Raw genomic sequence first — 15,218 nt, 5'->3', positions numbered from 1 at the left:
ATGCTGCATGGGGTTGTTAAAATAGCACTGGCATCCTGCTGGTGCATAAAATGTGTTTAGCTTCGTTTAGGAAGCTTACCTTCAGATATTGCAACATCTAATAAAGTCATAACTTTATCAAATACTTGCTGAGCATTGAGTTCGCTAGTATCGAGTTCAATAGCATCGTCTGCCGGCACAAGCGGAGCAACGGCACGATTCATATCGCGCTCGTCACGAGCTTGAATGTCCTGTAATAGACCACTCAGTGTAACATCAAGGCCGCGCGTATTCAACTCAACAAAACGCCTACGAGCACGCTCTTCTGCACTTGCTGTTAAATAAATTTTTAACGGCGCATCTTGAAAAACCACAGTCCCCATATCGCGACCATCGGCAATTAAGCCACTTTCAGTACGAAACGCTCGCTGGCGACGTAATAATGCTTCACGAACGCGAGGTAATGCTGCAACCTTTGATGCCGCAGCGCCTACTTCTTCATTACGAATAGTAGTCGTTACATCTTCGCCTTCTAAAATAACTTTTCCTGCATTAGTTTGGCTATCTACCAAAAACTGCACATCTAAATTTGCAGCAAGAGGGACAAGCCCTTCTTCATTGTCTAATGCTATTTGGTGATGAAGTGCAGCTAAAGATAAAACGCGATAAATCGCACCGCTATCTAATACATCCCACCCTAACTTGTCGGCTAACAAGCGACAAACAGTTCCTTTACCTGAACCACTTGGGCCATCAACGGTGATCACGGGCATTAATAACGCCTGCATTTAAACCTCCTGCAATGCACACCTAAATAAACCGCCATATTATACGCCACTTATAAAAATATATCTGCTATTAGTGTGTAACTTTTTATAATTAGTTATAAAAGCCCTATTCACTGACTGACGCTAAAACATTGAAAAATGTAGGAAATGTCTTATAAGTACACTTTGGTTCATTAATCGTTATAGGTTTCCCGCCAACAGCAACCATGGCAAAGCACATGGCTATACGGTGATCGTCGTAGGTATCTATTGCTACATCATTGAAATGTTCAGGTGGTGTAATTTCTATAAAATCATGCCCTTCTACAACGTCTGCACCTACTTTTCTAAGCTCAGTTGCCATTGCATATAAACGGTCTGTTTCTTTTACTCGCCAGTTATAAATGTTACGAATGGCAGTTGGACCTTTAGCAAAGAGAGCAACTGTTGCGAGTGTCATAGCTGCATCAGGAATTGCATTAGCGTCAATATCTACGCCTTTTAATTCGCCTTTGCGAACAACTAAACGCTCATCATACCAATCGATTTTCGCGCCTACTTGCTCCATTACTTTGGCAAAGCCTATATCACCTTGAACCGATTTAGCACCTACACCTTTAATCTCAATTTCACCACCCGCTATCGCAGCTGCAGCAACAAAGTAAGAAGCAGAAGACGCATCCCCTTCAACCATAATTCGATCGAGTGATTGATACTGTTGACCACCTTTAACTTTAAAAGTTGCATAATTACTGTGTTCAACATTAACACCAAAACGTGCCATTACATCAAGCGTAATATCAATATATGGTTTAGAAACCAAGGTACCTTTAATGGTTATATTTGTATCACCACTAAACAAAGGTGCAGCCATTAGTAATGCAGTTAAAAATTGACTTGAAATACTACCGTCAATTTCAACTGAGCCGCCCTTAATTTGCCCACCCATAATCTTAAGTGGTGGATAGTCTTTGTGTTTAGTATAAGTAACATCACCACCCAATGCTTGAAGAGCATCAACTAAATGCCCTATTGGACGCTCTTCCATGCGCGGCTCGCCTATTAACTCATACTCACCAGTAACAGCAGCAAGTACAGCCGTTAAAGGTCTGTAAGCAGTGCCGGCATTCCCTAAAAACAATGGCTCGCTAGGCGTTTTAAATACGCCACCAACGCCGTTTACTGTCGCGACTGTTCGCTCATCATTTAAAGTTACATGCACACCTAATAATTTTAAGGCACCTAACATATGGCGTATATCATCGCTATCAAGCAAATTTTCAACAACGGTGGTACCGCTTGCCAGTGCTGCTAAGAGCAAAATCCTATTCGATAAGCTCTTTGAGCCTGGTAGGGTTACCGTGCCATTTACTTTTGTAATTGGTCCTAAACGAAGCTGTTCCATTAACTGTGCTCCTTAGCAAAGGCAGCCATAAAGTCTACTAGGGCTTGAACACCTTCAAGTGGCATGGCGTTATAAATACTCGCACGCATACCGCCTACAATTCGGTGCCCTTCAAGTGCAAGTAAACCCGCATCATTGGATTGAGTTACAAACTGATCATTTAAGCTTTCATCGTTTAGCCAAAAAGGAACATTCATACGTGAACGACAATGCTTAGCGACTATATTTGAGTAAAAGTCAGAATTATCAATAAAATTATACAGTAGCTCAGCTTTTGCAATATTTTGTGTTTCCATGGCTTTTACGCCGCCATTTCTCTCTAACCATTCGAAGACTTCAGCAGCTAAATACCATGCAAAAGTAGGTGGCGTGTTAAACATGCTGCCCTGTTTTGCTTCAAGGGCGTAATCTAAAATACCAGGCTTTGCTAACCCTTCACGCTCAAGTAGTGTTTTACGAACAATAACGATTGAAATACCCGATGGACCGATATTTTTTTGCGCACCAGCGTAAATTAAATCAAATTTGTTCACGTCTATTTCGCGAGACAAAATAGTCGATGACATATCAGCAACAATCGGCGCAGTTGGGTGACTCGGTACATCAAAAATCTCGAGTCCATCTACCGTTTCGTTAGGGCAATAATGAATGTACGCCGCATCTTCTGGTAATTCCCAGTCAGCAACGTCTTTAATTGAAAATTCACCATCAGCATCGTTACGTACATCCGTAAAAGACGTTTGAGTGAACTTATTAGCTTCATCTCTGGCGCTTTTCGACCATACGCCATTTTCGCAATAAAACGCTGTTTTGCCTTCTTGGTGCAAATTTAAAGGAACAGCACTAAATTGGCCACGACCGCCACCGTGCATAAACAACACTTCAAATTCATCACTGATATTCATTAAGCGGCGAAGACTCGCTTCACACTTTGCAGTTAATGCTAAAAACTCTTTGCTGCGATGGCTCATTTCCATTACAGAAACACCCAAGTCTTGCCAATCTAGAAACTCTTTTTGCGCTTTTTTCATAACCGCTTGCGGAAGCATAGCCGGTCCCGCACAAAAATTATATTTACTCATTACCTTTGCCTCATTCCAGTAATTTAACTACTAAGCATGAACGTATAATCCCCATCCACTCAACCTTACGATTTTAATGAATGAATATAATTTCACACTCTATTAATTTTTTTCAACAACATTAAAAAAAGCGGCCAAGGCCGCTTTTTCAATATCAATTATTCTGAAGGAGGATTATCATCCGCTACTTCATCAATAACCGTATCTACAGTTTCAACGTCTTCAATATCAATCAAGTCACTTTGAGTAACTTCAATTTCTTCTATACGTTGTAAACCAACTACTTGCTCTTCGTCAATAGTTCTGATCAAAATAACACCTTGAGTGTTACGTCCAACCGTAGAAACTTCATTAACACGAGTTCGTACTAAGGTACCACGATTTGAAATAATCATTATTTCATCGTTGTCGTCAACTTGCACAGCACCAACAACAGCACCGTTACGTTCACTCACCTTAATTGATACAACACCCTGTGTTGCACGACTCTTCGATGGGTAATCTTCAAGTTGCGTACGCTTACCGTAACCGTTTTCAGTTACCGTCAGAATAGCACCGTCAGTTTTTGGTACAATTAACGATACTACGCGTTGCTCATCTGGCATTTTAATACCACGAACACCTGTAGCAGTACGACCCATAGGGCGAACACCTTTGAAACGAATCTCAGGGTTACCTTCTTCGTCTAATACAGGATTACCGTTTTCATCAACAACCGTTGTTTCTTCAGCTTCTTTAAAACGTACAACTTTACCTGCATCAGTGAACAACATAATTTCGTTGCTACCATCGGTAATATCAACCCCAATCAGGCTATCGCCTTCATTTAAGTTAACAGCAATAATACCGCTTGCACGTTGACGACTGTAAGCCGTTAATGGTGTTTTCTTAACTGTACCAAATGCTGTTGCCATAAAGATGTATTTATCTTCTGCGTACTCGCGTACTGGCAATATAGCAGTAATTCGTTCATCAGCTTCAAGTGGTAACAAGTTAACAATTGGCTTACCGCGCGCTGCACGACTTGCCAGTGGTAACTGATATACTTTAAGCCAATATAAACGCCCGGCCGTAGAGAAACATAAAATAGTATCGTGCGTATTTGCAACGAGTAGACGTTCAATGAAATCTTCATCTTTCATCTTCGTTGCTGATTTACCTTTACCACCACGGCGTTGTGCTTCGTAATCAGACAATGCCTGATATTTCACATAACCTTCGTGAGAAAGCGTTACTACAACGTCTTCTTCGGTAATTAAATCTTCTAAGCTAATATCGTGAGCCGCTGCATTAATTTCAGTACGACGTTCATCGCCGTATTGTGCTTTAATTTCAACTAACTCATCACGAATAACTTCCATTAAACGCTCTGGCGTTGCCAAAATATGTAAAAGCTCAGCAATTAAATCTAATAGTGTTTGATATTCACTCAGGATTTTTTCATGCTCAAGACCTGTTAGCTTGTGTAAGCGTAAATCTAGGATTGCTTGGGCTTGTTGCTCTGAAATAAAATACTGACCGTCGCGAATACCTAAATCAGCAGCTAGCCAATCTGGACGTGCAACATTATCTTCGCCTGCTTTTTCAAGCATTGATTTTACATTACCTAATTCCCACTGAACGTGCCGTTAAAGCAACTTTAGCTTCAGCAGGTGTAGGGGATTTACGAATAAGTTCGATAATAGGGTCAATGTTTGCAAGCGCAATAGCTAAACCCTCTAGCATATGTGCACGATCGCGGGCTTTGCGTAAATCAAATACTGTACGACGAGTTACTACTTCACGACGGTGAATAATAAACTCTTCTAGCATTTCTTTTAAGTTGAAACACTTAGGCTGGTTGTTAATTAACGCAACCATATTCATACCAAACACAGTTTGTAACTGAGTCTGCGCATACAAGTTGTTTAAAATAACCTCGCCTACGTCACCACGTTTGATCTCAATAACGATACGCATACCGTCTTTGTCTGATTCATCACGTAGTGCACTAATGCCTTCAATTTTTTTATCTTTAACAAGCTCAGCAATTTTTTCAATTAAGCGTGCTTTGTTAACTTGATAAGGAATTTCGTGAACGATAATTGTTTCACGGCCTGTTTTTTCATCCGTTTCAATCTCAGCACGTGCACGCATGTACACTTTACCACGGCCAGTTTGGTATGCTTGTTCAATACCTTTCTTACCGTTGATAATTGCAGCGGTTGGAAAATCTGGGCCCGGAATATAATCCATTAACTCAGTTATAGTTAATTCAGGATTGATTATAAGCGCTAAACAACCATTAATAACTTCTGTTAAGTTATGTGGTGGGATATTTGTAGCCATACCTACCGCAATACCTGATGATCCGTTAACTAATAAGTTAGGGACCTTTGTTGGTAAAACGTCAGGGATTTGTTCTGTGCCGTCGTAGTTAGGAACGAAATCAACCGTTTCTTTTTCAAGATCAGCTAATAGCTCATGCGACATTTTTGCCATACGTACTTCTGTATAACGCATTGCCGCAGCTGAATCGCCATCAACCGAACCGAAGTTACCTTGGCCATCTACAAGCATATAACGTAGTGAGAATGGCTGAGCCATACGAACTATCGTGTCATAAACTGCACTGTCGCCGTGTGGGTGGTATTTACCGATTACGTCACCGACCACACGGGCCGATTTTTTGTAAGGCTTGTTCCAGTCATTACTAAGCTCGTTCATTGCAAACAAAACGCGGCGATGAACAGGTTTTAAGCCGTCACGTACGTCTGGTAATGCACGTCCTACAATTACGCTCATCGCGTAATCTAAGTAGGAGTTTTTTAACTCGTCTTCAATATTGACTGGCAGAATTTCATTGGCGAGATCAGTCATTTGATATCACATTCCTTCAGTATCAGCTCTCAACGACCCGGTATTGGGGATTAAGAGTATTGTTATTATTTCTAACAGCCATGCTATCACAATTAATTTTAATTTACAGGCGCAAAACTTTGCGATTTACCAATTTAGCCCTATATAATGGCCTCAGATTGACGAGGAAGTATTTTATGACCGAACATCAAAATGTAGATCACGCAGAAATAGCAAAATTTGAAGCCATCGCCGAGCGTTGGTGGGACCTAGACGGAGAATTCAAACCTCTTCACGAAATTAACCCGTTACGTTTAGACTTTATAGCAAACAAAACGCAAGGTTTATTCGATAAAGAAACACTCGACGTTGGCTGTGGTGGCGGTATTTTAAGCCAAAGCATGGCGCGCATGGGCGCAAAAGTAACTGGCATCGACATGGGGCAAGAGCCTTTAACTGTTGCTAAGTTGCACAGTTTAGAAACTGGCGTAAATGTAGATTATATAAAAGTGCCTGCAGAAGAGTTTGCTTCACAAAATCCAGAGCGCTTTGATGTAATAACCTGTATGGAAATGCTTGAGCACGTTCCCGACCCAGCATCTATCATTCATGCCGTAGCCGCATTAGCCAAACCAGGCGCAGACGTGTTTTTTTCAACCCTGAACAAAACACCTAAAGCATACTTATACGCTATTGTTGGTGCTGAAAAGCTTTTAAAAATGGTGCCTGAAGGTACACACGACCATAAAAAGTTTATAAAACCTGCACAGCTCATTGCATGGGCAGAGCAAGCGGGTTTAAAAGTTCGTGCAAGTACAGGCCTTTCTTATAACCCACTATCAAAGCAATATACGCTTAATAACGACGTTAGCGTAAATTACATACTTTATTTTGAGAAGTTAGCTTAATGGCTAACTCTCAAGCCCCCATCCCCTTATTGAGTACGATGCATTTTTATTTGATTTAGACGGCACCCTACTCGACACTGCTGATGATTTAGGTGCCGCTTTAAACGCGGTGCTTATTAGCAATAAAATAGAGCCTGTTAGTAGTGATATATACCGTCCTGCGGCATCTAACGGCGCTGGCGCATTATTAGAGGCTGGTTTTAAAGCGTTATGGGACAAACAACCCCAAAACGAGCTTATAAAGCAATTAGTTGACGAGTACGCTGCAAACATAGCAAATCACACACGCTGCTTCAGCGGAGTTGAATCGTTACTTATCGCCCTAGATCAGAAAAAGATCAAATGGGGGATCATGACTAACAAACCAGGGTTTTTAACCGATCCTTTAGTTGCAGCTATTCCTGCTTTAAAAAATGCCAGTGTAGTAATAAGTGGTGACACTTTAGCAGAGGCTAAGCCATCACCTTTACCACTGCTACATTGTGCAAAGCTTATGCAAGTACAGCCAAAGCGTTGTTTATACATTGGTGATGCACAGCGTGACATACAAGCAGGCAAAGCAGCAGGTATGCATACCGCGACTGCACTTTGGGGTTACATTCCCAGTGAAGATGAGGCATTAAGCTGGAAAGCCAATTTAAACTGGCTAAGTCCAATTGATGGTTTTAACCATATATAGTGCTATGTTAATTAATAAACACTATATATTGTGATTGTGTTAGTTTTTAGGCAAAGCTTGCTGATAAAAAAAGCAGTCAAAATTTATTTTTAAAATGCGTAAATTTAGCAGATCATTAGTTGATTTTTGCATATTTCAACTTAAATGATTGTTCGAAGGTGAGTGTCTACTAACACAAATGCGTTATCCCAAAGTTATCCACAAACAGGGGCAATTATGTCCCTTGCAAAACAATGCAGACCACACTATCTTGTGATCTCTAAATTGAACAACACCAGATATTGTGGCCAAATGTTATTCAATTAAATTCACTAATTTGGTGAAACCTATAATAAATGAGCACTACACCTTGCTAATTTGAGGTGTAAACATTGGTCAAAATACATAATCCCCAAGGAATACAGGCAAAGCTATGAACCAACAGTTATCTGTAAGCAAACGTGACGGGCGTAAAGAGCCGCTTGATCTTGATAAGATCCATCGCGTTATTGAATGGGCCGCCGAAGGTTTAAATAACGTTTCGGTTTCGCAAGTTGAATTAAAATCACACATTCAATTTTACGATGGTATTCGTACCAAAGATATTCACGAAACCATTATTAAAGCAGCTGCAGATCAGATTTCAAAAGAATCGCCAGATTACCAGTATTTATCAGCGCGTTTAGCTGTATTCCACCTACGTAAAAAAGCCTATGGCCAATTTGAGCCACCACGTTTATTTGATCATGTAACTAAAATGGTTGAAGACAAACGCTATGATGCTCACTTATTAGTAGATTATACAGAGCAAGAGTTAGATGAGCTTGATGCGTACCTTGATCATTCTCGCGATCTTAACTTCAGCTACGCTGCTGTAAAACAGCTTGAAGGTAAGTACCTCGTTCAAAACCGTGTAACAGGTGAAATTTACGAAAGCGCACAGTTTTTATATATTTTAGTAGCGGCAAGTTTATTTGCTGACTACCCACGTGAAACGCGTACTAATTACATTAAACGTTTTTATGATGCGGTATCGTTATTTAAGATTTCATTGCCTACACCAATAATGGCTGGTGTTCGTACCCCTACTCGTCAATTTAGCTCATGTGTATTAATTGAATGTGGCGACAGCCTCGATTCAATCAATGCAACATCATCAGCTATTGTTAAGTACGTTTCACAACGTGCGGGTATTGGTATTAACGCAGGTCGAATTCGTGCGCTAGGTAGCCATATTCGTAATGGCGAAGCGTATCACACTGGTTGTATTCCTTTTTATAAGCACTTTCAAACAGCGGTTAAAAGTTGTTCGCAAGGTGGTGTACGTGGCGGCGCTGCAACATTGTTCTACCCGCTTTGGCACCTAGAAGTAGAAAACCTACTGGTACTTAAAAATAATCGTGGTGTAGAGGACAACCGTGTTCGTCACCTAGATTACGGCGTACAATTTAATAAATTAATGTATTCTCGTTTAATTAAAGACGATTACATTACGTTATTTAGCCCATCAGATGTGCCTGGCCTTTATGATGCATTTTTTGAAGACCAAGCAGAATTTGATGCGCTTTACGTCAAATACGAACAAGACGAGTCTATCCGTAAAAAGCGTATCAAAGCCATTGAGCTTTTCTCTATGTTTGCCCAAGAACGTGCAAGTACTGGTCGTATTTACTTACAAAATGTGGATCACTGTAATACACACAGCCCGTTCATTGCTAAAGTTGCGCCTATTCGCCAATCTAACTTATGTTTAGAAATTGCATTGCCAACTAAGCCACTTAATAACGTAAATGACGAAGAAGGCGAAATTGCCCTTTGTACACTTTCTGCGTTTAACTTAGGTGCAATAGAATCACTTGATGAGCTTGAAGAATTAGCTGAGCTTGCTGTACGTGCACTTGATAACTTACTTGATTTCCAAGACTACCCTGTACCGGCTGCTAAAAATGCAACTATGGGACGCCGTACGTTAGGAATAGGTGTAATTAACTACGCATACTACCTAGCTAAAAACGGTAAACGTTATTCAGATGGCAGCGCGAACGCCCTGACTCACAAAACATTTGAAGCGATTCAATACTACTTGATGAAAGCATCTAATGAGCTTGCTAAAGAGCGTGGTGCATGTCCTAAGTTTAACGAAACAACGTACTCTCAAGGCATTATGCCAACTGATACGTACAAACGTGATTTAGATAAGATTTGTGATGAACCACTTCATCTTGATTGGGATACATTACGTGCAAACATTAAAGAGCACGGCATGCGTAACTCAACACTAAGTGCATTAATGCCATCAGAAACATCGTCGCAAATCTCTAACGCAACTAACGGTATTGAGCCACCACGTGGACATATTAGTGTTAAAGCAAGCAAAGATGGTATTTTAAAACAAGTAGTTCCTGAGTATGAACGCTTAAAAAATAACTATGAGTTATTATGGGATATCCCATCAAACGATGGTTACTTACAGCTTGTTGGCATAATGCAAAAATTTGTTGACCAAACAATTTCTGCAAATACAAATTATGATCCAAACAAGTTCGAAGGCGGTAAAGTACCTATGCAAGTCTTATTAAAAGACTTACTAAGCGCGTACAAACTAGGTGTTAAAACCTTGTATTACCACAATACTCGCGATGGCGCCTCAGATTCACAAGAAGATGCTCCAGAAGTGGAAGATGACGATTGTGAAGGCGGCGCGTGTAAAATATAACTGCTGATTTTTATTTTAAGCGGGCATTTAGCCCGCTTTTTCTGATAGTTTTTTGAGTGATAAACATGTCTTATACTACTTTTAGCCGAAACCATAATAACCAAATGCAAGAGCCAATGTTTTTTGGCCAAACTGTAAACGTATCTCGTTACGACCAACAAAAATACCCAATTTTTGAAAAGCTAATTGAAAAGCAACTGTCTTTCTTTTGGCGTCCTGAGGAAGTAGATGTAAGTAAAGACCGTTTAGACTTTCAGGCATTACCAGATCACGAAAAGCATATATTTTTAAGCAACTTAAAATACCAAACACTGCTTGATAGTGTACAAGGTCGTTCGCCAAACGTGGCTCTACTTCCAATTGTATCGCTACCAGAGCTTGAAACATGGATAGAAACATGGGCGTTCAGTGAAACAATTCACAGCCGCTCATACACGCATATTATCCGTAACGTAACACAAGCACCTGAGCTTATTTTTGATGACATTGTTAGCAACGATAAAATTAGCGAACGTGCTGATGCGGTAACAAAATATTACGATGACCTAATTAACTCTGTATCACTTTACAATTTATACGGTGAAGGCAAACACGAAATTAACGGTAAAACCGTTATCGTGAATTTATTTGAGCTTAAAAAGAAACTTTACCTTGCAATGATGTCGGTAAATATTTTAGAGGCGATTCGTTTTTACGTAAGCTTTGCATGTTCGTTTGCGTTTGCTGAGCGTGAACTGATGGAAGGTAACGCTAAAATCATCAAGCTTATTGCGCGCGATGAAGCACTGCATCTTTCGGGTACTCAGCATATTTTAAATATTATGCAAGACGGTAAAGACGACCCAGAAATGGCGATTGTTGCCGCTCAGTGCCGAGACGAAGCAATTAAAATGTTTGTTGAAGCCGCAGAGCAAGAAAAAGAATGGGCAGAATACCTGTTTAAAGATGGCTCAATGATTGGTTTAAATAAACATATTTTATGTCAGTACGTTGAATACATCACCAACGCCCGTATGACTGCGATTGGCTTACCTGCACAGTTTGAAAACAACAGTAACCCTATTCCATGGATCAACTCATGGCTCGTGTCTGATAATGTACAAGTAGCACCACAAGAAGCAGAAATAAGCTCATACCTTGTTGGTCAAATTGACTCTCAAGTTGATGCATCAGAATTTGGTGATTTTGATTTATAATGAGTGACAAGTCTACTGCAAGCATAACGCTTGCAGAAAACAGCCAGTGTATAGAATTTAATACTGGCTGCCCTTCTCTTTTACACTGCTTAGAATCCATGAAAATAGACGTCGCATTCCAATGCCGTGAAGGCTACTGTGGAGCTTGCAGAGCTACTTTAGTGTCTGGCAGTGTTGAGTATAACGAAGAGCCACTTGCGTTTGTGCGAGAAGGCGAAATATTGTTGTGCTGCTGTAAACCCAATGGCGATATAAGTATTAATTTAAAGTAATCTGCTGACAAATAAAAAGCCAATAATGAAAACATTATTGGCTTTTTGCTTAAGCTGCATTACGGCTAAATTTTGGAATATTATTTTTCTTTCAAATAAACGGTTTTCTTCTCTAGATATTGCTCTAGACCAAATTTACCATCTTCGCCGCCAAAGCCGCTCTGTTTCCAGCCATTATGAAAACCTTGGTGCTGCTCACCCATACCACGGTTAATATAAACTTCACCCACTTCTAATTCGTTAATGGCTTTATTAATATCGAAAAAGTTTTGCGTAAATATATAAGCGCTTAAGCCATAAATACTGTCGTTACAGTATTCAATCGCTTGCTCCATATCTTTAACTTTAACAATAGGGAGTACTGGGCCAAAAGTTTCTTCGTGCACTGCAATGTTATTTTGCTTAACGTCTACAAGTAACGTGGGTTCGTACCAACAACCGCCTTCAAAACCCTCAACAGAAGCAACTTTACCACCAGTGGCGACAGAAGCGCCTTGTTGAATACTTTGTTGAACTATGTGATCAATGTTGTCTATTTCGCGTTGATTACATTTAGGACCCATTTGCGTATCTGGGTTCATAGGATCTCCAACACGAAGTGCTTTTACAGCTGGTATAAATTTAGCCATAAACGCATCGTACACAGACTCTTGAACATATAAACGCTCAACACAGGTGCATACTTGCCCGCAGTTAGCAAAACGACCCCAAAGCGCACCTTCAACAGCCTCATCAAGGTCGGCATCGGCCATAACAACCATTGGCGCTTTACCGCCAAGTTCAAGCATTACAGGCGTCATGTATTCTGCGCTAGTTTTGTAGATTTGCTTACCTGCAGCAGTAGAGCCTGTCATGGTGATCATTTTAGTAATTGGGCTTTCACACAATGCTTGGCCAACAACAGAACCTGATCCATTAATAACGTTTAGCACGCCAGCAGGAATACCCGCTTCGTTTGCTAAACGACCTAGCTCGGTGGTTGCTAAAGGTGTTTCTTGAGTAGGTTTTAATACAATAGAGTTACCTGTGATCAACGCAGGTCCAATTTTACGACCAGCCAATGCCAACGGAAAATTCCACGCAGTAATACCCACAACTACGCCTCGTGGCACTTTATGAATGTATATTTTTTCATCATCGTTATCTGAAGGTAAAATATCGCCTTCAATAGTAAGTGCATGGTCGCATGCATAGTCAATAAAAGTCGCTGTTACGTCGACTTCCATTTGTGCAACTGATAGTAATTTACCTTGCTCTGCAACAAGCATTGGCGCAAGAATATCTTTATTTTCACGAATTTTGTTAGCAAACACACGCAATATATTTTGACGTGTGCGAGCTGTCAATTTAGCCCACTTTTTCTGTCCTACATTCGCTGATTCAAGTGCATACTGCGCATCTTCTATACAGCCTTTTGGTATTTCACCAATTTTTTTACCTGTAGATGGGCTTAATATTTCAATCGTGCCACTTGCTTTAGAAGCAACATATTCGCCATTTATAAAATTCACATTATTATGAAAGTTCATTGAACTATCTCCCCATCCATCCGCCATCAACCAATAAAATAGCGCCGTTTACGTAACTAGCAGCCTCAGAAGCCAAGAACACAGCAGGCCCTTTAAAGTCTTCAGGATTTCCCCATCGACCTTGTGGAATACGCGCTAAGATGGCTGCATTACGCTCTTTGTCATTGCGTAATGCCTCAGTGTTATCGGTATCAATGTAACCTGGCGCAATCGCATTTACATTAATGCCTTTGCCAGCCCATTCATTAGAAAGCGCCATAACCAATTGCCCAATAGCACCTTTACTAGCTGCGTAACCTGGTACTGTAATACCACCTTGAAAAGTGAGCAAAGAAGCCGTGAAAATAACTTTACCCTCGCCATGCTCTATCATTTGTTTGCCTATTTCGCGGCTTAAAATAAATTGAGCATTCAAGTTAACTTCAATCACTTTATCCCATAAATCATCGCCATGCTCAGCCGCAGGAGCACGAAGGATTGTACCTGCATTATTGACTAAAATATCAATTTTTGGAAAATCACTTTTTACATCATTAATAAACGAATAAAGCGCATCACGATCACCAAAATCACATTGGTAGGCTTTAAAATTTCGGCCAAGTGCTTTAACTTCTTTTTCTACTTCAGATCTTTCAAGCTCTAAGCTTGCAGATACACCAATAATATCAGCGCCAGCCTGTGCTAAACCTAGAGCAATACCTTTACCAATACCGCGCTTACAACCTGTAACAAGGGCTACTTTGCCCTCTAAACTAAATTTTTCTAACATATTATTCATTTTCATACCTTTATAATTTTTATTATTGTGGGTTACATTCAACAAGCGCTTTCATACCTTCTGGATTTCCATCCATACTCGCAAATGCACTACCAATATCAGTTAACGAACTAACCGAACTAATAAAAGGTTTAAGATCTATTTGGCCCGATGAAATTAATTCGATAGCCCAATCAAAGTCGGCCGCTTCGTATACACGTGCACCTAATAACTCCAACTCTTTCCAAAAGAATTGAAATAAATCGATTTCAGGTTTAACACTGTGAATAGCCACCATGACTATACGACCCCGGCGCCCTGCTATTTCAGTCATAGCCTCTATTGCGGGTTTTACGCCTGATACTTCAAATACAACATCAGCACCTTTTGTTTGCGTCCAGCTATCTACATAGGCAGCTAAATCTTCTTCAATGGGATTAACCGATTTAACACCTAGCTCATCGGCAAAAGCACGGCGGCTTTCGTTAGGCTCAGACACGAGTACTTCTGCGCCAACACTTTTAGCAACCGCAGCAACTAATTGCCCAATTGGCCCGCCACCAAGCACAACAACTTTCTCACCCGCTTGTAAGCGCGAGCGTCGTACATCATGGCACGCAACCGATAACGGCTCTATTAATGCGCCTTGTTTTAAATCAACGCCTGCTGGTAATTTATGCAAAGTACGCGCTTTAACTGTCCAGCTTGACTGAAAAGCACCTGGCGTATCTATTCCCATAAACTTTAAGTTTTGACAAATATGCGTATGCCCTGCATTACACGTAGGACAATCGCCACACCAATCTAGTGGACGTACTACCACGTTTTCGCCGACAGCAAAGCCTTCAACGCCTTCACCTATTTCTGCAACAACACCTGATATTTCATGGCCAATTGTTTGCGGAATAGACACTCGTTGATCCATCACACCATGGTATATGTGCATATCAGTACCACAAATCCCAACGTATCCAACACTCAATCTAATCTCACCCGCTTTAGGTTTAATAGATGTGCCTTCAACAATGTTAAATGACTTGTTACCTATATATTGTGCAGCTTGCATATTTTTATACCTTCAAGAATGTTTAATTAAATAGTGACCAAGTAA

11 protein-coding genes and 1 pseudogene are annotated in these 15,218 nt (G+C 40.5%); 5 read left to right on the top strand and 7 right to left on the bottom strand.

Features of this window, described 5'->3' with window-relative positions; all coding sequences use genetic code 11:
• Positions 1-56: 56 nt before the first annotated feature.
• From cmk to gyrA, 4 genes and pseudogenes are all read right to left on the bottom strand, one after another.
• The gene (gene cmk, locus P4S65_RS13175) at positions 57-767 is read right to left on the bottom strand and encodes a (d)CMP kinase (RefSeq protein ID WP_007376598.1); all 711 of its coding nucleotides are present in this window, start codon (positions 765-767) and stop codon (positions 57-59) included.
• Positions 768-873: 106 nt separating this feature from the next.
• A complete protein-coding gene (gene aroA / locus P4S65_RS13170; RefSeq protein ID WP_337120332.1) occupies positions 874-2,151 on the bottom strand; it encodes a 3-phosphoshikimate 1-carboxyvinyltransferase in 1,278 nt (425 codons plus the stop codon).
• Positions 2,151-3,233, bottom strand: coding sequence for a 3-phosphoserine/phosphohydroxythreonine transaminase (gene serC, locus P4S65_RS13165; RefSeq protein WP_337120331.1), 1,083 nt, complete (start codon positions 3,231-3,233; stop codon positions 2,151-2,153). Before serC ends, aroA begins: the two co-directional genes overlap by 1 nt.
• A 158-nt stretch (positions 3,234-3,391) precedes the next feature.
• Positions 3,392-6,092 (bottom strand): annotated as a pseudogene (gene gyrA, locus P4S65_RS13160) (DNA gyrase subunit A).
• A 176-nt stretch (positions 6,093-6,268) separates the two neighbouring features.
• Here gyrA and ubiG point away from each other — a divergent pair.
• The 5 genes from ubiG to yfaE all read left to right on the top strand — a co-directional run bounded on the left by ubiG (position 6,269) and on the right by yfaE (position 11,821).
• Complete coding sequence (gene ubiG / locus P4S65_RS13155) at positions 6,269-6,979, top strand: bifunctional 2-polyprenyl-6-hydroxyphenol methylase/3-demethylubiquinol 3-O-methyltransferase UbiG (protein WP_007376602.1); 711 nt, start codon at positions 6,269-6,271, stop codon at positions 6,977-6,979.
• A gap of 28 nt (positions 6,980-7,007) precedes the next feature.
• Positions 7,008-7,658 carry an HAD-IA family hydrolase gene (locus P4S65_RS13150; RefSeq protein ID WP_337120760.1) on the top strand — a complete coding sequence of 217 codons (651 nt, stop codon included), beginning with the start codon at positions 7,008-7,010 and terminating at the stop codon, positions 7,656-7,658.
• Positions 7,659-8,070: 412 nt separating this feature from the next.
• Entirely contained in the window at positions 8,071-10,353 is a 2,283-nt protein-coding gene (nrdA, locus tag P4S65_RS13145; protein ID WP_337120330.1) for a class 1a ribonucleoside-diphosphate reductase subunit alpha, read from the top strand.
• A 65-nt stretch (positions 10,354-10,418) separates the two neighbouring features.
• Positions 10,419-11,549 (top strand): class Ia ribonucleoside-diphosphate reductase subunit beta, encoded by a 1,131-nt coding sequence (gene nrdB / locus P4S65_RS13140; protein ID WP_007376605.1) that lies wholly within the window; start codon positions 10,419-10,421, stop codon positions 11,547-11,549.
• Positions 11,549-11,821 carry a class I ribonucleotide reductase maintenance protein YfaE gene (gene yfaE, locus P4S65_RS13135; RefSeq protein ID WP_008139206.1) on the top strand — a complete coding sequence of 91 codons (273 nt, stop codon included), beginning with the start codon at positions 11,549-11,551 and terminating at the stop codon, positions 11,819-11,821. Before nrdB ends, yfaE begins: the two co-directional genes overlap by 1 nt.
• A gap of 80 nt (positions 11,822-11,901) precedes the next feature.
• On the opposite strand, the gene aldA is transcribed toward yfaE, so the two are convergent.
• The 3 genes from aldA to P4S65_RS13120 are packed head-to-tail and all read right to left on the bottom strand — an operon-like array spanning position 11,902 to position 15,173.
• A complete protein-coding gene (gene aldA / locus P4S65_RS13130; RefSeq protein WP_337120329.1) occupies positions 11,902-13,350 on the bottom strand; it encodes an aldehyde dehydrogenase in 1,449 nt (482 codons plus the stop codon).
• A gap of 4 nt (positions 13,351-13,354) precedes the next feature.
• Complete coding sequence (locus P4S65_RS13125; protein ID WP_337120759.1) at positions 13,355-14,119, bottom strand: 2,5-didehydro-3-deoxy-L-galactonate 5-reductase; 765 nt, start codon at positions 14,117-14,119, stop codon at positions 13,355-13,357.
• 31 nt (positions 14,120-14,150) lie between these two features.
• The gene (locus P4S65_RS13120; RefSeq protein WP_033039573.1) at positions 14,151-15,173 is read right to left on the bottom strand and encodes a (R,R)-butanediol dehydrogenase; all 1,023 of its coding nucleotides are present in this window, start codon (positions 15,171-15,173) and stop codon (positions 14,151-14,153) included.
• Positions 15,174-15,218: the final 45 nt, after the last annotated feature.

The sequence above is a fragment of the Pseudoalteromonas sp. B131b genome (genome assembly GCF_037162545.1).
Lineage (GTDB): Bacteria > Pseudomonadota > Gammaproteobacteria > Enterobacterales > Alteromonadaceae > Pseudoalteromonas > Pseudoalteromonas fuliginea.
This window is presented reverse-complemented; position numbering and strand designations above follow the sequence as displayed.